This window comes from Acidimicrobiales bacterium (assembly GCA_041394245.1).
GTDB lineage: Bacteria > Actinomycetota > Acidimicrobiia > Acidimicrobiales > Aldehydirespiratoraceae > JAJRXC01.
Map to the genome: position 1 here is coordinate 1,745,068 of JAWKIR010000002.1, position 20,957 is coordinate 1,766,024.

Annotated in this window: 21 protein-coding genes; 13 read left to right on the forward strand and 8 right to left on the reverse strand. The window is 68.5% G+C overall.

What is annotated here, in order from left to right; all coding sequences use genetic code 11:
• The first annotated feature begins 16 nt into the window (after window positions 1–16).
• Genes R2707_08800 through R2707_08830 form a run of 7 tightly spaced genes read left to right on the forward strand, consistent with a single transcriptional unit; the run spans window position 17 to window position 9,649 of the window.
• Window positions 17–1,648 carry an AarF/UbiB family protein gene (locus R2707_08800; GenBank protein ID MEZ5245179.1) on the forward strand — a complete coding sequence of 544 codons (1,632 nt, stop codon included), beginning with the start codon at window positions 17–19 and terminating at the stop codon, window positions 1,646–1,648.
• A 21-nt stretch (window positions 1,649–1,669) separates the two neighbouring features.
• The gene (nucS, locus tag R2707_08805; protein ID MEZ5245180.1) at window positions 1,670–2,335 is read left to right on the forward strand and encodes an endonuclease NucS; all 666 of its coding nucleotides are present in this window, start codon (window positions 1,670–1,672) and stop codon (window positions 2,333–2,335) included.
• A 32-nt stretch (window positions 2,336–2,367) separates the two neighbouring features.
• Complete coding sequence (locus R2707_08810; GenBank protein ID MEZ5245181.1) at window positions 2,368–4,077, forward strand: VanW family protein; 1,710 nt, start codon at window positions 2,368–2,370, stop codon at window positions 4,075–4,077.
• A 24-nt stretch (window positions 4,078–4,101) separates the two neighbouring features.
• Window positions 4,102–5,475 (forward strand): wax ester/triacylglycerol synthase family O-acyltransferase, encoded by a 1,374-nt coding sequence (locus tag R2707_08815; GenBank protein MEZ5245182.1) that lies wholly within the window; start codon window positions 4,102–4,104, stop codon window positions 5,473–5,475.
• Window positions 5,472–6,671, forward strand: coding sequence for a geranylgeranyl reductase family protein (locus R2707_08820; protein MEZ5245183.1), 1,200 nt, complete (start codon window positions 5,472–5,474; stop codon window positions 6,669–6,671). Before R2707_08815 ends, R2707_08820 begins: the two co-directional genes overlap by 4 nt.
• 18 nt (window positions 6,672–6,689) lie before the next feature.
• Window positions 6,690–9,134, forward strand: a complete 2,445-nt coding sequence (locus tag R2707_08825) for an acyltransferase family protein (protein MEZ5245184.1) — start codon at window positions 6,690–6,692, stop codon at window positions 9,132–9,134.
• Window positions 9,131–9,649: a phosphatase PAP2 family protein gene (locus R2707_08830; protein ID MEZ5245185.1), complete on the forward strand. Its 519-nt coding sequence runs from the start codon at window positions 9,131–9,133 to the stop codon at window positions 9,647–9,649. The genes R2707_08825 and R2707_08830 overlap by 4 nt, the downstream gene beginning before the upstream one ends.
• On the opposite strand, the gene R2707_08835 is transcribed toward R2707_08830, so the two are convergent.
• Window positions 9,646–9,831 (reverse strand): hypothetical protein, encoded by a 186-nt coding sequence (locus R2707_08835; GenBank protein ID MEZ5245186.1) that lies wholly within the window; start codon window positions 9,829–9,831, stop codon window positions 9,646–9,648. The two genes, R2707_08830 and R2707_08835, sit on opposite strands and share 4 nt — an antisense overlap.
• A 128-nt stretch (window positions 9,832–9,959) precedes the next feature.
• On the opposite strand from R2707_08835, the gene R2707_08840 reads away from it, so the two are divergent.
• Window positions 9,960–10,751 (forward strand): SDR family oxidoreductase, encoded by a 792-nt coding sequence (locus tag R2707_08840; protein ID MEZ5245187.1) that lies wholly within the window; start codon window positions 9,960–9,962, stop codon window positions 10,749–10,751.
• 9 nt (window positions 10,752–10,760) lie between these two features.
• Entirely contained in the window at window positions 10,761–11,843 is a 1,083-nt protein-coding gene (locus R2707_08845; protein MEZ5245188.1) for a uracil-DNA glycosylase family protein, read from the forward strand.
• 10 nt (window positions 11,844–11,853) lie between these two features.
• Here the strand turns inward: R2707_08845 and R2707_08850 are convergent, their stop codons facing one another.
• The gene (locus tag R2707_08850) at window positions 11,854–12,837 is read right to left on the reverse strand and encodes an LLM class F420-dependent oxidoreductase (protein ID MEZ5245189.1); all 984 of its coding nucleotides are present in this window, start codon (window positions 12,835–12,837) and stop codon (window positions 11,854–11,856) included.
• 56 nt (window positions 12,838–12,893) lie between these two features.
• Here R2707_08850 and R2707_08855 point away from each other — a divergent pair, with 56 nt between their 5' ends.
• The 3 genes from R2707_08855 to R2707_08865 are packed head-to-tail and all read left to right on the forward strand — an operon-like array spanning window position 12,894 to window position 14,519.
• On the forward strand, window positions 12,894–13,076 hold the full coding sequence (locus R2707_08855; protein ID MEZ5245190.1) for a hypothetical protein: 183 nt from the start codon (window positions 12,894–12,896) through the stop codon (window positions 13,074–13,076).
• A 30-nt stretch (window positions 13,077–13,106) separates the two neighbouring features.
• The gene (locus R2707_08860) at window positions 13,107–13,670 is read left to right on the forward strand and encodes a thermonuclease family protein (protein ID MEZ5245191.1); all 564 of its coding nucleotides are present in this window, start codon (window positions 13,107–13,109) and stop codon (window positions 13,668–13,670) included.
• An 18-nt stretch (window positions 13,671–13,688) separates the two neighbouring features.
• Entirely contained in the window at window positions 13,689–14,519 is an 831-nt protein-coding gene (locus R2707_08865) for a ChbG/HpnK family deacetylase (GenBank protein ID MEZ5245192.1), read from the forward strand.
• Between the two features lie 24 nt (window positions 14,520–14,543).
• Here the strand turns inward: R2707_08865 and R2707_08870 are convergent, their stop codons facing one another.
• From R2707_08870 to R2707_08885, 4 genes are read right to left on the reverse strand one after another with little or no spacing between them, the layout of a single operon-like run.
• The gene (locus R2707_08870; protein ID MEZ5245193.1) at window positions 14,544–14,924 is read right to left on the reverse strand and encodes an SCP2 sterol-binding domain-containing protein; all 381 of its coding nucleotides are present in this window, start codon (window positions 14,922–14,924) and stop codon (window positions 14,544–14,546) included.
• Window positions 14,924–15,802 carry a mycothiol conjugate amidase Mca gene (gene mca, locus R2707_08875; GenBank protein MEZ5245194.1) on the reverse strand — a complete coding sequence of 293 codons (879 nt, stop codon included), beginning with the start codon at window positions 15,800–15,802 and terminating at the stop codon, window positions 14,924–14,926. The genes R2707_08870 and mca overlap by 1 nt, the downstream gene beginning before the upstream one ends.
• A 10-nt stretch (window positions 15,803–15,812) precedes the next feature.
• Entirely contained in the window at window positions 15,813–17,042 is a 1,230-nt protein-coding gene (locus tag R2707_08880; GenBank protein ID MEZ5245195.1) for a TrkA C-terminal domain-containing protein, read from the reverse strand.
• Window positions 17,043–17,067: 25 nt separating this feature from the next.
• A complete protein-coding gene (locus R2707_08885) occupies window positions 17,068–18,303 on the reverse strand; it encodes a magnesium transporter (GenBank protein ID MEZ5245196.1) in 1,236 nt (411 codons plus the stop codon).
• A gap of 81 nt (window positions 18,304–18,384) precedes the next feature.
• Between R2707_08885 and R2707_08890 the strand changes: the two genes are divergently transcribed.
• On the forward strand, window positions 18,385–18,951 hold the full coding sequence (locus R2707_08890) for a LemA family protein (GenBank protein MEZ5245197.1): 567 nt from the start codon (window positions 18,385–18,387) through the stop codon (window positions 18,949–18,951).
• Here the strand turns inward: R2707_08890 and R2707_08895 are convergent.
• Both R2707_08895 and R2707_08900 read right to left on the reverse strand, forming a co-directional pair.
• Window positions 18,888–19,844: a nitronate monooxygenase gene (locus tag R2707_08895; GenBank protein ID MEZ5245198.1), complete on the reverse strand. Its 957-nt coding sequence runs from the start codon at window positions 19,842–19,844 to the stop codon at window positions 18,888–18,890. The genes R2707_08890 and R2707_08895 overlap by 64 nt on opposite strands.
• A 15-nt stretch (window positions 19,845–19,859) precedes the next feature.
• On the reverse strand, window positions 19,860–20,948 hold the full coding sequence (locus R2707_08900; protein MEZ5245199.1) for a hypothetical protein: 1,089 nt from the start codon (window positions 20,946–20,948) through the stop codon (window positions 19,860–19,862).
• Window positions 20,949–20,957 lie beyond the last annotated feature (9 nt).

Below are 20,957 nucleotides of genomic sequence, written 5' to 3' on the forward strand. Positions count from 1 at the left end.
CCCCCATACTGGGGCGATGACCGACTCCCCCCACAGTCTCGCGTCGGACAGTGTCACGTCGGACAGTGTCACGTCGGACAGTGTCACGTCGGACAGTGTCACGTCGGACAGTGTCGACCCCTGGGATGTCGACCCCGACTCGATGCGGTGGCGCACAGGCGTACCCGGGTTGCGCCGAGCGACACGACGACGTCTGCCCGCGCTGATCACACCGTCGCGGCGGCCGCCCGGTCGGCGCGCCGTCACGGTGGTGCGCCACATCGGCGGTGCGCTCGGGGCCTGGGCCCTGACCGGCCGACGTCGCGGCGGGTCGGCATCGAAGGCCGACCTGTCCCGCCGCCTCCGCGAAGCAGCCGAGACCCTCGGCCCGACCTACATCAAGCTCGGTCAGATCATCTCGAGCGGTGAGGGCATCTTCCCGACCGAGCTCGTGAGCGAGTTCATCAAGTGTCGCGACCAGGTACCGGCCGAGGGATTCCACCTGGTCAGGGAGGTGGTCGAGCGAGACCTCGGCGCCCCCCTCGAGGCGGTGTTCTCGTCATTCGATCGCACCCCCATCGCCGCGGCGTCGATCGCACAGGTCCACGGGGCGACGCTGCTCGACGGGACCGCGGTGGTCGTCAAGGTCCAGCGCCCGTCGGTCGACGAGCTGGTCCACGACGATCTCCGGGTGATGGCATGGCTCGCCCCGATGCTGGTCGGCCGGATCCCGATCACCGCGCTGGCCAACCCGCCCGCGCTGGTCGAGGTGTTCGCCCACACGATCAGTGAGGAACTCGACTTCCGTGTCGAAGCCGACAACATGCTCGACGTCGCCCGGGTGTTCGCCGAACTCGGCCAGGACCAGTTCGTCATCCCCCGCCCCCACCCCGAACTGGTGACGCGACGCGTGCTCGTGATGGAACGCATCAGCGGGTTCAACTTCGACGACCTCGACTCCTATGCGGAACACGGCGTCGACACCCACGCGGTCGTCCGCGCCGGCATGATCGGCTTCATGGAGGGCGCCCTCATCCACGGCGTGTTCCACGGCGATCTCCACGGCGGCAACCTCTACGTGCTCCCCGACGGACGTACGGCGCTGCTCGATTTCGGCATCACCGGCCGCATGAGCGAACCCCGCCGCCTGGCCTTCGTGCGACTCCTGATCTCCGGGATGATGAACGACCCTCTCGGCCAGCTCGCTGCGCTGCGCGACCTCGGAGCGCTGCCGGCCGACACGGATCTCGAAGCCGTGGCCGAGGAACTGGGGATCCTCGGCGAGCCGGTCGATCCCACGACGATGACCGCCGACGAACTCGTGGCCGAACTCCAGCGGGTCGTCAAGGCGCTGCTCGGCTATGGCGCGCGGATGCCGAAGGAACTCATGCTCTTCGTGAAGAACATGGTGTTCCTCGACGGCGCGATCGCCCGGCTGGCCCCGGATCTCGACCTCTTCGCCGAGATCGCTCACATCGCCGCCTACTTCGCCACCACCCACGGCGAGAACCTGGCGGCCCAGGTGGGGATGAACCCCGAGGACTACCAGTTCGATCCCGACGGCGTCCGTGCGGCGTTCGGGGTCGACGACACCGTCGAGGCGATGACCTATCGAGACCTCCAGGCTCGCCGGGAGCTGATCCGCCACCGCCTCCGCGCGCGAACCTGACCCACTCGCTACGGTCACGCGATGCGTCTCGTCGTCGCCGAATGCACCGTCGACTACGACGGTCGACTCCAGGCCCACCTCCCGGCCGCAACGCGGTTGGTCATGGTGAAGGCCGACGGATGCGTCGCCATCCACGCCGATGGGGGTGCCTACAAGCCGCTCAACTGGATGAACGCCCCCAACCGCCTGATCGAGGATCGTGACGCGGGTGTCTGGACCGTCACCAGCCCCAAGGGCGAGGTGTTGACGATCACGTTCCACGATGTCATCAGCGACTCGTCGCACGAGATGGGCAGCGACCCCGGCCTCCAAAAGGACGGGGTCGAGGCCCACCTGCAGAAGCTGTTGGCCGACGATCCGACGACGATCGCCGACGGTCTGCGCCTGGTCCGCCGGGAGTTCCCGACCGACATCGGACCCGTCGACCTGATGTGTCGCGACGCCGATGGCATCGCGGTCGCGATCGAGGTCAAGCGGCGAGGAGAGATCGACGGGGTCGAACAGCTGACCCGCTATCTCGATTTCTTGAACCGCGACCCGATGCTGCGTCCGGTCCGGGGCATCTTCGTCGCCCAGGAGATCAAGCCGCAGGCGAAGGTTCTGGCCACCGATCGGGAGATCGCCTGGGTCGAGGTCGACTACGACGAACTCCGCGGCATCGAGTCGCCCAACCTGAAGCTGTTCTGAACCGCTCCCCGGCTACATTCGGCCCGATCCCCATGCGGCGTATTCCCCCTCTGAAGTCCCTCGGCGCGACGCGCCTCACGGCCGTCGTCTTCGGCATCGTGTTGGCCGCGTTCGTCGGTCGGTTCGTGTGGGACGACATCGCGTCGGCCGAGGACATTCCCCGCGGTGTGGTCGTCGAGGGAATCGCCATCGGCAACACCGATCGGGCGACCGCCGCGGCCCGGCTCGCACAACTCTCTCCGGACCGGGAGATCACCCTCACGTTCGCCGGCGACAGTCGCACCGAGTCGCTCGGCGAATGGGGCGTGGTCCTCGATGTCGAGGCAACGCTCGATGCGGCAGCCGACACGCGCGGCGGCTTTCCCGGTCGGATCTTCAGGTGGACGGCGGCCGTCATCAGCGACCGAACGGTCGCTCCGGTGTGGACCGTCGACCGCGACCGCCTCGAGTCCCACTTCGGACCGGACGCATTCGACCTCGCGTTCGAGACTTCGGCGATCGAGCTCGTCGACGGCGAGTTCGTCGCCGTCGAACCCGCCTCGATCCCGATCGCTGATGTCGATGCGCTCGAGGCGGCACTGCTCGCTGCCGTCGACGACGCCGACGTGACAGCGATCGAGGTCCCGATCAGCGGCGTGCAGGAGGTCGTCGGCGACCAGACGCTGGCCGACGCCGCCAACCGACTGACGTCGGGCTCGGTCGAGGTCCGCCTCGCCGGCCAGTTGGAGACGCGCTCGATCGGGAGCCCGACGCTGCGCGAATGGCTCCACGTCGGCGGTGTCGTCGACGAGGCGGGCCTGACGTTCGATCCCGACCGGGTACAGACGACGCTGGCGCAGATCTATCCGACCGTCGGCGTCGACGGCGTCGACGGCGTCGAGTTCGTCGTCGGCTTCGATGCCGAGCTGTACTTGCTCGGCGCCCTTCCCGGCACCGAGTGCTGCGCAGCGGACAGCGCCGAGCGCCTCATGGACGCGATCCGGGCCGGCACCGACGAGATCGTCACGATCTTCCCGATCGAGGACACCGAGGCCGAGGGTCTCGCGTGGGCCGAAGAGTTGGGCATTCGTGAGCTCGTCGGCGAGTTCACGACCTTCTACACCGCCAACCAGACCCGCAACATCAACATCGCCCGGATCGCCGAGCTGACCCGCGGTGCGATCATCGAACCGGGCGAGACCTTCTCGGTCAACGACTTCGTCGGACCTCGAACGACCGACAACGGCTTCGTGTCGGCGGGCGTCATCAGCAACGGCGTGTTCAGCAGTTCGGTCGGCGGCGGCATCTCGCAATACGCCACGACACTGTTCAACGCGGCCTTCTTCGCCGGCCTCGACTTCGGCGAGTACCAGAGTCACTCGATCTACATCGACCGCTATCCCTACGGCCGCGAAGCCACCGTCTCCTTCCCGGCCCCCGATCTCCAGATCGTCAACACCACGCCCTACGGCGTGCTGATCTGGCCGACGACCGATGCCGACTCGATCACCGTTCGCCTCTACTCGACGAAGACGATCGAGGCGGAACAGACGGGCCAGACCGAACGCACCGAGGGGACGTCGTGTACCCGGGTCACGACCGAGCGCACCCGCACGTGGATCGAGAGTGGTCGCACCGAGGTCGACACGGTGACCGCCCGGTACCGGCCGGAGGGCATCGGCTGCGACGGCTCGTCGACCATCCCGACGACCACCCCACCGACCACCGTGACATCGACCACGATCCCGACCACCGTGCCCTGACGGGTGCGTCCCTAGACTGCGGCGATGACCGCCGCACTCGCCGACGAGCGCATGAGCGACGTCGACGCGCTCGTGTGGAACATCGAGTCGCGACCTCGCAATCGCACGACGATCGGTGCCCTCGTCCGTTTCGACGCACCGCTCGACAGCGCCGAGCTGTGCCATCGCGTCGAGCGGGCGAGCCGCGTGGTGCCCCGCCTCCGCCAGCGCGTGGTGCCCGACCCGCTCCCGATCGCCGCGCCACGATGGTCGGTCGATCCCGACTTCCGCCTGAGCTTTCACCTCCGCTGCCTGCAGCTGGCCGGTGGCGACGACTCCCGTCTCGCCGAAGTGGTGCGCGACCTCATGGTCCAGCCCTTCGAACGCTCGCGGCCCCTCTGGGAGTTCACCCATCTCACCGGCCTGGCCGACGGCGGTGACGCACTGCTGCTCAAGTCGCACCACGCCGTCAGCGACGGAGTCGGCAGTGTCGAGATGATGCTTGAGTTGTTCGACATCGAGTCGAGCGAGTCGCGGGTCATGCCCCCGCTCCCCTCCCCGCCACCTCCGAGCGACACCGCACCGGACCTGGTCGGTTCGGTGCGCCACGAGGTGGCGGCGGCGCTCGGCGGCATCTGCGCGACGCTCGAACGACTCACGACCATGCGATCCCTGCCCGAGGCGACCGAGGCGAGCCGCAGCCTCGGCGAGGCAGTCGGATCGATGGCTCGGATGCTGCGGCCACGCGGGTCGGACCCCGCAGTCCCCGCAGCGCGGTCGGACGGACTCGATCTGCGCTTCTTCTCGATCCCCCTCGACGACCTGCGCACGGCCGGTCGCCGCGTCGGCGGGACCGTCAACGATGCGTTCGTCGCTGCCGTCGCGCTGGCGACGGCGGCCCATTTCGGTGGGCGCGGCGAGCGAGCGCTGCACATCTCGGTCCCGATCAACACCCGCGACGCACGCGCCGGTGTGGGGAATCACTGGGCCCCCGGCCGGGTCGAGATCGATCTCCGCGACGAGATCGACCACCCGACCCTGCTTGCCCAGGTCCATCACGCGATGCGCCACGCGAAGGACGACCCCGCTCACCGGCTGCTCGGCCCCGTCGCAGCCGGCCTCGGTCGACTCCCCGCCGCAGCGGCCGCGTCGGCGTTCTCCTCCTTCAGCTCGGCGCTCGACGTCGCCGCATCCAACGTTCCCGGCAGCCCGGTGCCCCTCCATCTGTGCGGCCGGGAGGTCCGGGCCATGATCCCGTTCGGCCCGCTCAGCGGTTGCGCGATCAACGTCACCCTCCTCAGCCATACCGGCACCGCACACATCGGCGTGTCGTCCGACCCGGCCGCGGTGACCGATCCCGACCGTCTGACCGACGATCTCCGGCGCAGCTTCTCGGAGATCACCGGAGCCGCACGATGACCATCGAGACGCAGACCCTGATCGTCGGCGCCGGGCCCGCGGGCGCAGCCGCTGCTGCAATCCTCGCCCGGGCCGGCCGCGAAGTGCTCGTCGTCGACAAGGCCACGTTCCCGCGCGACAAGTGCTGCGGCGACGGACTCACCGCGCTGGCACTGCGCGAGCTGGAACGACTCGGCCTCGATCCCGGCGCCGTCTCGTCGTGGCGGGTGGTCGACGACGTGATCATCCGCTCCCCATCGGGCAAGGAGCGGCGCTACTCACTGCCCGAGGGCCCCGGCTATCACGCCGCGGTCGCACGGCGCATCGATCTCGACTCTGCGCTGGTCGACCTCGCCATCGCCGCCGGCGCCGACCTGCGCCAAGGCGCCGCCTTCGTCTCCACCACACCCACCGCCCACGGCATCACTGTCGAGATCGACGGGGTCGGCACGGTCCACGCACAGCACCTCATGGCGGCCGACGGCATGTGGTCACCGGTACGCAAGGCGCTCGGCCTCGCCGTCGAGGGCTATCGCGGCGAATGGCACGCGTTCCGCCAGTACTTCGAGAACGTGAGTCCCCGGGCCGGCAACGAGCTCATCATCTGGTTCGAAGAAGACCTCCTTCCCGGCTACGCGTGGTCGTTCCCGCTGGCCGACGGCCGCGCCAACATCGGGTTCGGGATCCAGCGTGGGGGAACCCACGCGGTCGGCGACATGAAGGAGCTGTGGCCGGACCTCCTCAGCCGCCCCCACATCCGCGAGGTGCTGGGCCCCGATGCCCGACCGGAGGATCCGCACAAGGCCTGGCCCATTCCCGCCCGGGTCGGTCGGGTCCCCCTCGTCGGACCCCACACCATGTTCCTGGGCGACGCGGCGGCCGTGACGGACCCGATGACCGGCGAAGGCATCGGACAGGCCCTGCTGACCGGCCGGCTGGCGGCCGAAGCCGTGCTCGCCGGCGGCGACGCGCCGGCCGACTACGAGCGCGAGGTCCGCCGTGAGCTCGTCGCCGATGACCGGATGGCCCGCTTGCTCATTCCGATGCTCGGCCACCCGCTGATCGCCCGCGGCGCGTTGAAGCTGACCGGCGCAACCCCCTGGACCCGTCGCAACTTCGCGCGATGGATGTTCGAGGACTACCCCCGAGCCATGGTCGCCACGCCGCGCCGATGGCACCGGGGGATGTTCACCGGATCTGGCGCGTTCTCGCGCTGAGGGTACTCTTCGTCTTCCATGCACACGAACGAAAGCGCTGCGCTGAGCCGCCACGTTCCGGCCCTCGACGGCGTTCGTGCGGTGGGCATGGCGGCCATGCTCATGTACCACGGGCAGGTCGGCAGCAAGGGTGCGTTCCTCGCCCTGTCGCAGTTCTTCACGCTCAGTGGATTCCTGGTCATGTCGATCCTCCTGCGCCGGCTCGAGCATCCCGATGGGCTCCGGGTCATGGGCTTCTGGGGCCGCCGATATCGGCGGCTCATGCCCGCCTCTCTCCTGACGCTCGCCGGCGTCATTCTCTTCGGCTTCACGCTGGCGACCGAGCAGCAGGTCGACGCGCTGCGCAGCTCGATTCCGGCCGCGCTCGGCCAGGTCGTGAACTGGCACTTCGTCGTCACCGACGCGTCCTACGTCGATCTGTTCACGTCGCCGTCACCCATCCAGCACTTCTGGTCGTTGGCCGTCGAGGAGCAGTTCTATCTGCTGACACCACTGCTCCTCCTGGCCGTCATCCGTTTCACCCGCGACCCGCGGGTGTTGGCGATCGGGTTCGCGGTGGCTGCGTTCGCGTCGACCGCCTGGATGTACTGGCTGTTCGAGGACGGGGCATCGATCGACCGTCTGTACTACGGCACGGACACGCGCGCCGCGGAGATGCTGCTCGGGTGTCTCCTGGCGATCGTGCTGCAGCACCGACGTCCGGTTCTGGGAAGGGGCGGCCGGTACGTGCTCGGGTTCGCGGGTCTCGCCGCGTACGCAGCGAGTGTGTGGGCGTTCTTCTCCGTGACGCTGACGGACGGGCGCATGTATCGCGGGGGTTTCCTGACCTTCTCGCTCCTGAGCTGCATCGTCGTCTACTCCCTCGTGGAGGACGCAGGACCCTTGAGTCGCCTACTGGGGCTGCGCCCGCTGGCTGCGCTGGGTCGCATCACCTATGGCGTCTACCTCTTCCATTGGCCGCTGATGCTGGCGCTGACGGAGGATCGAACGGGCCTCGACGGATGGTGGCTGTTCGCCCTGCAGGTGAGCGTCAGCCTGGCCCTGGCTGCGCTGTCGGCGAAGTACTTCGAAGCGCCGATCCGCTACGGCCGGGCGCCCGCCGGCAACCTCCGCTTCCCCATTGCCATCGTCGGAACGGCAGTAGTGCTCGCCGGCGCGGGCCTCGCGCTGCACTTCCGGAACGTGGACACCGACCTGGGCGGACTCGGCGAACGCGCCGGCGAGGCCCCGCCCGTGATCGACGACGGCCCGATGGTCGTCGTGGTGATCGGTGACACCCCCGGGCTGACCTACGCCAGAGACACGCTCGGCCCCGCCGCCGCTGCCTCCGAGGATGTCGAGATCGCCGCGACCGTTTCGTTCGGGTGCTCGTCGTCGTCCGGAACCGCGTGTCCCGACACGGAGCGATGGGCTGACCTCATCGAGACGCACGACCCCGATGTCGTCTTCCTCGATGCCCGAGCGTGGGAGGGAACCGACGCGTTCGCCTCGGCGTCGAGCGACGATCTCGGGGTCGCCGCCGACTGGGTTCGTGCGCAACTCGCGCCCGGCTTCGACATTCTGACGTCGAAGGGAGCGACGGTCGTCTGGGGACAGGGCGAAGCGTCGACGATCGAAGACGGGATCAGAGCAGCACGGGACCCATTCTTCGTGGCCATGAACGACCTCACATCGAACCGATCGGACATGCGTCGCATGGGGGTTGTCCAGGACGCGACGAAAACCATCGCCGACCTCGAGCTCTACGCTCGACGCGATGAGGGAACGCTCCCGCGGGTACTCGTCGTCGGTGACTCGGTCTCACGAACGATCGGCTACGGCCTGGAGCGATGGGCGGCGGACCGTGACACCGCGGTCGTGTGGTCGGCAGGCACCGAAGGGTGCGGCGTCGCTCGGGGCGGTGTCTTCGTCGACACCAGTGGCCGCGAGACCGAGATCCTCGCGGCCTGCAATGCCGTTTGGGATGGTTGGACGGATCAGATCCGCCAGTTCGACCCCGACATCGTGATCGTGATCTCGAACGCTGCGGACTTTCGTGAACGGCGACTCGACGGATGGGACGGGCGCCGCGAACCCGGAGATCCGGTCTTCGACGAGTACCTGATCGACGAGTACGTCCAGGCGTACGACGTGCTCAGCGCCGGCGGCGCCACCGTCACCTGGGTCATCCCGCCATGTGCGTCGGATGTGTTCGGGGTCTTCGACGAACCGGACGGCGGCAACGCGACCGACGACGATCGGATCCGCTACATCGGCGAGGAGCTCATCCCTCGCGTCGTCGAGGAGCGCCCCCGCCTGCAGACCTTCGACCTGTTCGCCGTGATGTGTCCAGACGGCGACCCGATCAATGCGGCCGAAGGCACCGACGACCTGCGGCCGGACGGCATCCACTTCAGCTCACCGGGATCGCTCTGGCTCGCTGAGACCGTGGGCGACGACCTTCTCGTCCGGGTGGACCCATGAGCGATGTCACCGCCGCGGTCGACCGGGTCGACGAAGCGATCGACCAATGGTGGGAACGCTTCCGCGGTCGGCCGCTCGTCGACCGGATGTACTACACGGCGTCGGAGGCGGCGGACTTCTCGCTCGTCTGGCACGCGTGCGGCGTCGTCCAGGCCATCATCGAGGACGACCCCATGATCGCCGTCGGACTCAGCGCGGCCCTGGGCGTCGAGTCCGCCCTGGTCAACGGTCCCGTCAAGTCGCTGTTCAAGCGGAGTCGCCCCGTGCAGGAGACGCCGCGGCCGCACAACCTGCGGCAGCCGAAGACGAGCAGCTTCCCCAGCGGCCACGCGTCAGCGGCCATGGTCGCGGCCGCAGTTCTGTCACGGCACACCGGCGGGGCGGCCTGGTACGCCGTCGGGGCGGTCGTGGCCACGAGCCGCATACACGTGAGGATTCACCACGCGTCGGATGTTGCCGGCGGCATCGTGGTGGGCATCGCCCTGGGGGCGATCGCTCGTCGGGTTCTGGGCTAGTTGACCCCGGCCGGTTCGACCGTCGGGTCGGCCGGCACGAAGGTGAGGAGCGAGCGCAGATCGAGGAGAAGGTCGGCCACTTCGGCGGTCGCGACGAGATCACGCCGCATCATGTCGCCGAGACCACGGTCGATCACTGCGAGAGCTTCTTCGAGCTGGGCGCCGTTGAGGGCTTCCGTCATTCTCTGCGACCTCCGGTCACGTGGGTGGTGTGGGCACCATAGTCGCGCGCGAGGCGACAACCGCGTCGGTCGGGAGCCCGGAAACGCCCGAAAATCGTGATTTGGGCCGGACGGCCTACGATCCGGCCATGGACGTTTCCAACACCATCATCGTGGTCACGGGCGGTGCCAGCGGGATCGGCCGGGCGATGGTCCGACGCTTCGCTGCCGACGGCGCCGCCGCGCTCGTGATCGTCGACATCGACGAGGCAGGCACTGCGGAAGTCGTTGCGGAGATCGAGGGCGCCGGGGTGCCTGCTCGTGGCGAGGTCGTCGACATGACCGATCAGGCTGCGGTCGAGGCGCTGATCGACCGGATCGAGGCAACCGTCGGGCCGATCGACCTCTGGTGCGGCAACGCCGGCGTCGGTGCCAACGGTGGCGTCGAACTCCCCAACGACGTCTGGAACTTCAACTGGAACGTCAACGTCATGGCCCATGTGAACGCGGCACGCGTGCTCGTGCCGCGCTGGATCGAGCGAGGACGCGGCCACCTGCTGCTCACGGCATCGGCGGCCGGGCTCCTGACCAACCTCGGCACTGCCCCCTACGCCGTCACGAAGCACGCCTGTGTCGCCCTCGCCGAGTGGATCAAGATCACCTACGGGGAGCTGGGGGTCGGTGTGTCGTGTCTCTGTCCGCAGGGAGTGCGCACACCGATGACCGAAGCCGACGGCGAGCTCGCGATCGAGGTCGTCAAGGCGATGGGCATGATCGAGCCGGAGGATGTGGCCGACGCCGTGGCCCGGGGACTCGCCGACGAGCACTTCCTCATCCTCCCCCACCCCGAGGTCGCGACGTACGAGCAACGTCGGGCCGGCGACCGCGACCGCTGGCTCGCCGGGATGCAGAAGCTGCAGGCCTCGCTGCCCGGCACGTGAGCTGACCCGATGAGCCTCGACCCGGCGACCAACGCCGTCTATGAAGCGCGGGCTCGCGAGTGGACCGAGGCGCGGGTCGGCAAGTCGGTGGTGCCCGCCGAGCGGCTCCGGGAACGCGCGTCGTCCGCCGCGCCGCTGCTCGACCTCGGTTGCGGCCCCGGCTATCTGACCGCAACGCTCCCCGAGGGCGCCATCGGGCTCGACCCTGCCGCCGCAATGCTCGACCTGCTCCGGGAGCGGGTGCCCGGCGCGGTTCCGTTGCAGGGCGAGGCCGCCCACCTCCCGTTCCGCCGCGAGTCGCTCGGCGGCGCGGTTGCCAACGCCGTCTACGTCCACGTCGACCGGCCGGCGCTGCCTCTTGTGCTGGCCGAGTTGCACCGGGTGCTCGAGGTGGGTGCGCCGGCGGAGTTGGGGATGTTCGGCGGCGACCAGGACCTCACCGAGTTCACGACCGGCGACTTCGCCGGCCGGCGCTTCGCACTCTGGCGCGACGATCATCTCAAGGACGTGCTGGTCGGCGCCGGGTTCGCCATCGATGCCCACGACCATCAGGAGACCGCGAACTGGCCGTACCTCCACACGTCGCTCACCCGTCTGCGGTCGTTGCCCGACACCGTCGGCCCGGGCATGCGCATGCTCGTCTGCGGTCTCAACCCGAGCCTGCACTCGGCCGACCTCGGCGTGGGCTTCGGTCGAGCCGGCAATCGCTTCTGGCCCGCTGCGCTCGCCGCCGGCATCGTGTCGGTCGACCGTGACGCCCGCCATGCGCTCGAGCACCACGGGATCGGGATGACCGACCTGGTGAAACGGGCGACCCCGCGAGCCGACGAGATCTCTGCGGGAGAGTTCCACGAGGGTCTGGTACGGATCGAACGGCTGTGCGCCTGGCTCCGGCCGGCGGCCGTCTGCATGGTCGGTCTCTCGGGCTGGCGCGCCGCCGTCGACCGCAAGGCCACCGCGGGCTGGCAACAACGCCGTCTCGGCGATTCGCCGGTCTACGTGATGCCCTCGACCAGTGGCCTGAACGCACATTCGCAGCTGCCCGACCTCACCGAACACCTCCGCACCGCCGCCGCGGGACCGAGCTCGTGACCGGTCACACCTAGGAGGTGGGGGCGAGACCCTCGATGGCTTCGTCGATGTCGACGCCGGGGAACGGCATCAGGGCGAGGGCGGGGCAGGTGATGCCGTTGTCGACATAGCGCTGCAGGTGGGCCCGACACTCGTCGTAGCTGCCGTGGACGATCAGTTCGTCGATGATGTGGTCGGGGATCTTCTCCAGCGCGCCCTGGCGATCACCCGCCTCCCACTGCTCCCAGTGCTCGCCGAGGTCGTCGCCCCGGCCCATCCATTCGTGGAACGCCTTGTAGACGGGAACGTTGAGGTACGCGGCGGCTGCGAACTTGCCGGTCGCACGCGCCGACTCGGTGTCGGTGGTCGGGGCGACGAAGATGCGCGCGACCATCTCCGCGTCGGGGTTCTCGGCGCGCACGACCGCCGACACGGTGGCGACGTTGTCGGCCGAGAGCCAGTTGACGATGGCGCCGTCGGACTCGCGTCCGGCCATCTTCAGCATCCCCTCGCGCAGGGCGGCGACGAGCACGGGCACGGGCTGCTCCGGCACGAGACCGAGCCGGAACCCCTTGATCGAGAAGCTGTCGTAGTCCTCGGTGATCTTCTCGCCCGTGAGTGCGGCCTTGACGAAGCGCACCATGTCGCGTGTCTGCTTGTAGGGATCGACGAACGGCACCCCGTTCCATCGTTCGACGATGACGTTCGACGACGAGCCGATACCCAGCACGAAGCGGCCGGGGGCGGCGGAGGCCATCCCCGCAGCGGACTGCGCCATCAGCGCCGGGCCGCGGGTGTAGGCGGGCAGGATGGCCGTACCGAGCCGCATCGTCGGTGCCCAGACTGCGCCGAGTGCGAGCGGCGTGAGTCCGTCGGCACCCATCGCCTCCGCCGACCAGAGGTCGGTGTAGCCGAGGGCCGCGAGGCGTTGGAAACGTTCCTTCTGGGCGTGGAGCGGCTGGCCGTCGAAGGGCACGGTCATGCCGTAACGCGGCGTGTGCGGTTCTGAAGACATCCTCCAGATCCTGCCACGGGGGGCCGAGTGTCACACCCCCTCGGCAAGATGCCCCCATGACCAACCAGCTCAGCCTCATCACCCCCCACCGCAGCTGGCGCCTCGACCAGCGGACCAGGCAACGGGGCCTCGACGGTGTCGCCGCCGCCCGTGCCGTGCTCCAGGAGTCGCGCGTTCGCGCCCGGCAGGCGGCACTGGCCGAGGGCGAATCGCTCGAACTCCACGCCGACGCAGCCTGAATCGCCGTACCAGTTGCCAGACTGACCGCCGTGGCCCGACTCCTCGCCCTGCTGACCGTCTGCGTCGTCCTCGCCGGCTGCGCCGACGACACCGGTTCCACGGACACTGGTTCCACGGACACTGGTTCCACGCCGGCGACACTGCCCGACGAACCGTCGCTCGCCCCGAACGCCACCGTCGAGCGCATCGTCGACGGCGACACCTTGGTGGCGCTGGTCAACGGCGAACGTGAGCGGGTGCGGCTGCTGGGGATCGACACGCCCGAGTCGGTCGCCGAGAACCGGCCCGACCAGTGCTACGGCGAGGAAGCCAGCGACTACCTCAAGATGCTGCTCCCCGAGGGCGCCGAGATCACCCTGATCCTCGATGAGGAGCCCCGCGACCAGTACGACCGACTCCTCGCCTATGTCGTGCGTGGCAGCGACGATCTGTTCGTCAACCTCGACCTCCTGGAGCGGGGGTTCGCCGGTGTGCTGATCTATGACCCCAATGATCACTACGAGTCGTTGTTCCGATCGGCCGAGCGTGCCGCGAGAGACGCCGACATCGGGTTGTGGGGTGTCTGCGGTGGCCCCGACGTTCCGCTCGAGTAGGCGGCTACGGTCCCTGACGTGGAATCACTCGCGACCGCCCTCGGCCATGATGCCGACGCAAAGCTGCTGATCCTGAGCGCCGACCAGCTCGGGTCGACCCACGCGGCGACATCGGGCGGGTTCACGGCGTTGCGCGACGGGGCCGCGACCACCGGCACCGTCATGATGCCCGGACCGTGGTCGCGCTATGCGGCCGATCGCCACGGTGGTGCCGATCTCGGCATCCATCTGACCCTCAACAGCCACCTCGACTGCTATCGCTGGGGTCCACTCACTGCGGCGCCGAGCCTGCTCGACGGCGACGGCGGCTTCCCCCGAACGGTCGGTGATCTATGGGACCACGCCGATCTCGACGAGGTGCGACGCGAGTGCCGGGCCCAGATCGAACGTGCCCGCCTGTGGGGGTTCGACATCACCCATCTCGCCACCCATCTGGGCACGCTGCAACAGCGCCCCGAGTTCTTCGACGTCCTCGTCGACATCGCGTACGACGCCGAACTCCCGGTTCGGCTGGAGAGCGGCGATGCCGAGGACCGCGCCGGATTCCCCTTCCGGCGCCTCGCCGCCGAGGAGGGCATCTTGATGCCCGACCACTTCACGCTGGTCCGCGGCGGCGCCCGCAGCCACCTCGAGGCGACCCTCGCCGACCTGCGTCCGGGTGTCACGGTCGTCGCGTTCGAGCCGGCGATCGCCGCCGAGGAGATCCGCGCGATCGACCCCGATGCCACCCAACGGATGGACGATCTCGACCTGCTCACCGATCGCGACCTCCCGGCCCGACTCGCTGCCGCAGGGGCGACGCTCATCGGATTCCGCGAGATCCGCGACCTGCAACGGGCCCGGCGGTAGCTCGCCGGCCACGAGGCCGATGGATCAGGTGGTGGTGTCGGCCATGACCGGGGCCAGCGCCTCGATGGCAGCCAGCCGGGTCGGGCGCAGGGCGAGCATCCAGCGCTCGTAGGCCCCCTCGACCTTCAGCGCCCCGTTCATGAAACCGGCATCGCCCGACATCTCACCACCGAGGATCTTCAACGCCGCGTCGTATCCGAGCGAGATGACCACGTCGGGGTCGTCGGACTTGCCGGCCTGCAGCGAGACCACACGTCCGTTGTCGATGGTCACACCGATCGTCGCCTTGCCGGCGGGACTACTCGCGATCACGTAGTCGATGACAGCCGAGGCACCCTCGACCTCGGGCAGCGCAGCGAGCACCTCGGCCGCGGCGGCGAGCCACTCGTCGTCGAAGATGTCCATCACGCCCTGGCCTCGGAGCGAAGACCGGCGAACAGGTCGGTCTCGAAGGATTCACCGTCGGCGATGGCGGCGGTGCCCGTGGCGAGCTGGTAGTCGTCGACGGGATAGATCCCGCGGTCGACCTCGACGGGCAACCCGAACCAGAAGTTCGAGGTGGGATCGATCTGGGTGGCATGTGCGAGCAGACCCTCGCGGCGGGCATCGGTGTGGCCCTCGATCGAGATCTTGGTGGTGATCTGGTCGTCGCGGTCGGGTCGCTCGAACCATCTGTCGTCGTAGGGCGATTCCAGGCCCAGTTCGAGGAACGCATCGTGGCGAGCCTGGATACGGGCCCGCGACCAGCTGGTGAAGTAGATCTTCGCGACCTGCCAGGGCTCACCCAGCTCGGGGCGGTAGGCCGGGTCGGCAGCCCGATCGACGCCGGGATGGGTGATGTCGTAGACGCGGAGGTGATCAGGATGCTGGTATGCGCCCTGGTCATCGGGATAGGTGACGATCACCTGGGGACGCTCGGCGCGAATGATGGCCACGAGGCGATCGACGGCCTCGTCGAGCGGTGCCATGGCGAAACAGTCCGGGTGATTGTTGGACTCGGAATCGGCCATGCCCGAATCCCGGTAGCCGAGCATGTGGACGGTGCTGTAGCCGATGGCCTCGGCCGCCGCGTCGAGCTCGCGGCGCCGGATCTCGCCGATGTTGTCACGAACCTCGGGGAGGTCCATGGCCGGGTTGAGGATGTCGCCTTCCTCCCCACCGGTGCAGCAGACCAGGACGGTCCGGACCCCTTCGGCGTGGTACTTCGCGACCGTGCCCGCACCCTTCGATGCTTCGTCGTCGGGGTGAGCGTGGATCGTGAGGAGGCAGAGCGGAGCATCCATCGCAGGGAACCTACCCGGCTCGGACCGGCTCCAGCTCCATCGCACCGTCGCCATCGGGGTCGACGAGTCGCCACCCGCAGCGCAGCGCCAGCAGCGCACGGCCCTCGTCGGGACCGCTGGCGATCAACTCGTCGCCGGCCAGCAGGCGAGTCCGCCCGCCCGGCCGGTACAGGTACTGACCGCCCCGGCGAATCGCCAGCACGGTGAACCCCGATTCGATGTTGAGTCGCAGCTGCGAGAGCAGGGCCTGATCGGCTTCGCTCCCCGCGGCCACCGGAACCCGCACGGCGACCTCGTCGCTGTCCCCCAGGGCCAGACCGAGAATGGGATGCACGTCTTCGCGATGCTCGATCAACCACACCATCTGGCGGGCCTGATCACCGATGTCCTCGGCCGCCTGCGAGAGATGGAGCAGCCCGCGCAGCGGCGATGGGTCGACCTTGTCGCTCGCCGCCCGCAGGACCCACAACTCCAGCCGGTCCTTCATCTCGTCGAGACGGTCCTCGAGTTGGCGCACCTCTGCCGCGAGTCCGATGTCGGCGAGTACCAGCGCGGAGTACGCGAGTCCCACGGCGACCTCGGACAGGTTCTTCATCTCGACGAGCACCTCGACGGCCCGGTCGAGATCGGTGGTGAACGTGTCCTCCGGCGCCTGCGGCGGCTGCCACGGGGCCGCTGCGGCGAGCTCGCGCAGCCGGGTGATCCCGTCGGGCGAGCCGCGCAGGAACAGGACATCGCCGGGGACGAGGACGATGTCGCCGTGCACGTCGGTGATCCAGTGCCGCTCACGACGGATCGCCATCACCCGCATCCCGGTCTGCACCGGCAGTTCGTGCGCGGCGAGCGCGCGATGGGCCATGTGGGATCCCTCGGACACGAGTACCCGATGACTGACCTCTTCGGCCGCGGAGAGGTTGACGACGAGTTCGGCCGGGATGCCGAGCTTGTGGGTCACGATGCGGGCGATGTCGACCGCGTCGTTGGCGATGCGCTCGATGGCGCTGATCACCTGGAGCACCGACGACATGCCCTCGGATTCCTTCGGTCGCCGCACGGCCATGATGCAGACGCCACGCATGTCCTGCACGAGGTCGTTCATCGTGTCCTCGAGCTCACCGACCTCTTCGGCCATGTCGGGGTCGCCGAAGAACAGCGAGGCATACGCGAGATCGACCATCAGTTCGGACAGGTCCTTCGCTTCGGCCAGCATCTCACGCAGGTTGCGGGGTCTGTCGTCCATCACTTCCTCTGTTCCGGTGTCATGACTATGCAACTCCCACGGCCACGATGGCCAGAATCAGGGTGAACGCCCCGACGAAATCGAGCGTCGAGGTCACCATCGGAATGCCGTAGGTGTCGGGATCGAGGCCGAATCGCACGGCGACGACCGTCGCGTAGTACGCGACGATCACCACACAGCTGGTCGCGGCCACACCGCCGATCACGGCGACGAGCACGAGGTCGACGAGACCCGGACTGGCCTGGCCGGCGACGATCCCGCCGATCTCGGCGACGAGCCCGGCAATCATGAAGACGGGCAGGGACAACGAGAAGATCATGGCGATCTCGGCGCCGGCGTCGCCCCGCGGAATCGGTCCCGGTTCGATCAGGCCGAGATGCAGCTTGGTGGCGAGCCGGCTCGAGAGCACGCCGCCGAGCGCGCCCGCCGTCCCGAGGAACCCCGGGAGGAGCACCAGCAACACGGGGAACTCGAGAAAGTCCTCCAGACGCTTCTCGATGGTGATCCCGGCGATCAGGTCGAGAAGACCGGCGAACACCAGGATCGGCACCGATTCGCGAACGATCACACGGAGCAGATGGGCCTTCGTGACGAGCGCCCAGGCCAACCCGCCGGCCGACGCAGCCACGAGCACCGCGGCGATCACGGGCGTCACCCCGTCGACGCTGGCGAGCGACGCCGCCACGACGAGGGCGGGGAGGCTGACGACATCGCTCGTGGCCGTCACGAGGGGGGACACGACATTGTCGAGATCCCATCCGAAGCGCACGGATCCAGCCGCCAGCAGGAGGGTGATCGCGAGGATGAACACCGACGCGAGAACGCCGCCCGTCGCGGAGACCACGACGAAATCGGCGATCGACATCGTCGGCGAGATCGAGAAGACGACCGAGACCCCCTTCGCCAGGAGGGCGATCGCCACGGCGATGACGAGGCTCAGGAGTAGAGCCGCCGTGACGTTGGCACCGACGACCGAATCGAGCCGTGGGCTCACTCGGAACGTGCCGGCGTGGATGCTGGTGCCGAGGCGACTGCCGAGTGCGCCGAAGATGTTGCCCTTCACCGCGAGGGCGGCCGGCACGAGCAGCAGCAGCCCGGGGAGTTCCTCGAGGGTGTCGGTCGTCAGTGCAAGGGTCACCCCCGCGACGAGGCTCGTGATCGCCGCGATCGTGAGGGCCGCGAGGCTGTCGCGGTACGCGCGGGGGTCACCTCCGGACAGCGCACGTCCCGCACGCCGCAGACGAACATCGGCGGTTCCCACCCGACAAGTCTGCTGCGGAACCGTCCGGAATCGACTCGATCCCTTCCTCCATCTCGTCGCCGGGATGCCGATGAGAACCTCATGTCGCCGCTCGTCGTCACCCTCGTCGTCGCCGGGATCGTCGCGTCGTCGGCCATCATCTCGTTCAACCGCTTCATCTCGCAGCGCAACCTGATCACCAACTCGTGGTCGAACGTCGAGACCGAGCTGCGGCGCCGCTACGACCTGATCCCGAACCTCGTGGAGACGGTGGGTGGCTACGCCGCCCACGAGAAGTCGACCCTGACCGAGGTCATCGAGGCGCGTGCCGGCGCCGTCGCGCAAGACGGCGATGCCGCCGAACAGGCGCAGGCCGAGAACATCCTCGTCGAAGGACTCCGACATCTGCTGGCCGTCAGCGAGGCGTATCCCGAGCTCGTCGCCAGCGAACACTTCCTCGTGCTTCAGCGGGAGCTGGTGACCACCGAGGATCGGATCCAGGCGGCCCGCCGCTTGTTCAACGGCAACGTGCGCGACTACAACCGCCGCATCGAAGCGATTCCATCACGCTTCGTCGCCGCGGTCGGCCGGTTCCGGAAGGCCGACTACTTCGAGGTCGAACCTGCGGTCAGGGAGGCCCGTCGGCCCAACTCGACGAGCACCTTCTGACAGTCGGTCCACGCCGATGTGAGGATGTCGGCGACCGGTTCCACCGAGTGGATCCGACCCTGCACCTGCCCGCTCATCGCGAGGCCCGCCTCCATGTCGCCACCGAAGTAGGTGCGCATCATCGCGTCGAGTCCGAGGGTGGCCGGCTCGTTGTCGGCGTCGAGACGAACGGTCCTCTCGGTCTTCATCGTCCGCATGGCCGGCCGAAAGTTGCGGTTGACGAGCACGGTGTCGGTTTCCCTGCCGGCAACGATCGCCTGCTTCCAATTGTCGTGAATCGGTGATTCGAGCGAGGCGACCATCCGTGTGCCCATCTGTACCCCGTCGGCGCCGAGGGCGAACGCGGCCGCCATCGACGGACCGTCGACGAACCCACCGGCGGCGATGATCGGAAGGTCGGGGAACCTCGCCGCGATCTCAGGGACGAGGACCAGGGTGGAGGGTCCGTCGACCGACTTGAAGCCGCCACCCTCGATGCCCTCGACGACCACACCGTCGACGCCCGCGGCGACCGCCTTCTCCGCGCCACGAACCGAGGGCACGACATGGAAGACGGTCACACCGGCATCCTTCAGCCGCGGTGCCAGTACGGCCGGATCTCCGGCCGAGGTGGTCACGAACGAGACCTGCTGCTCGACGAGGAAGGCGAAGAGGCCGTCGAGGTCCCGCACGAAGTGCTGCGCGACATTGACACCCCACGGGCGATCGGTGAGCTCACGCATCCTGGCGATCTCGTCCTTGATGACGTCGAGCTCGCCGGACGACGTCTCGATGATGCCGAGACCGCCGGCGATCGAAACCGCCGAGGCGAGTTGTGATCGGGCGATCCAACCCATCGGGGCCTGCACGATCGGGATGTCGATCCCCAGCATTTCGGTGACGCGTGTCTGCATGGGCGGAGCGTAGTGTCAGCGCCGTCGCGGGAGCAGACGCTGCTCCGCGATCTCGATCGGCCGGTCGGTGGCCCAGGGAATGGGTGGCGCGTGGACGAAGGAGGCGAGCGAGAGCAGCGGACGGTCGTAGTTCACGCGCCAGCCGGCGTAGTCGCGCCAGGCCTGCTCACGGTCGGCCACCAGCGGCATTCCGGCAGCCGCGAAACGTTCGTAGATCTCGTCGAACTCCCGTTGGGTGATCGAGATCGCGTCGGTCGGCTGCGGGTCGGGGTCGTAGGCGAACCCGAAGAAGTCGCACACCCGGCGCAGCGAGAGCGTCCCAGTACGGATCATGAGCTGGGCACGCGGCTCTCTCGGCACGTCGAGGACCGAGCAGTAGAGCGCGGCGGTGTCGAGGGCGATCCCGGCGCTGCCGACCCACGATCGCTCGGGAACCGGGGATCGGAAGAAGACGAGGATCGGGAACGACGTGTGGGTTTCCTCGACCTCCACGAACCAGTCCTCCCACTCGGTCCACATCTGCTCCATCTCCCCGAGCGAACCGATCTGATGGCGACGCAACAGCAGCGATGCGGGGCTGGGAACACCGTCGAGCCCGGTCGACCGGAGATGAAGCTTGGCCACCGCCGATTCGCGCCGCGAGAACGCGCTGTAGATGGTCGGCAGGAAGCTGATGAGGAGGGCGACCAGCCCGAGACCGACAATGCCCTCGATGATCTCGACGACGAGGGTCGGGAGGTCGGTGGTCGTGCGGATCCCGAGCGTCGTCAGCGATGAACCGGAGAGCACGAACGCGTCACGGAGCGGCGTGACGCCGAGCGCCCAGAAGAGACCGGTGCACCCGAGGATCACGCCCCCGGCCCAGATGAACGGGAACATCATCAGTGCGAACGGACCGAACCGGGCCTTGATCGAATCACGGCGAACCGGATCGTGTTGGCGGTCGGCGACCGCGTCGAAGGCCTTGCGTACCGGAACCACGGCGAGCCGGGCGATGAAGGTCTGCTCACCGCGGGGCACGACCACGGTTCGCACCGCGGAACCGAGGGTGCCGACCGCGAGGAGACCACCCATCACGCCGACGAGGATCTCGACCACCAGCACGGGTCGAAG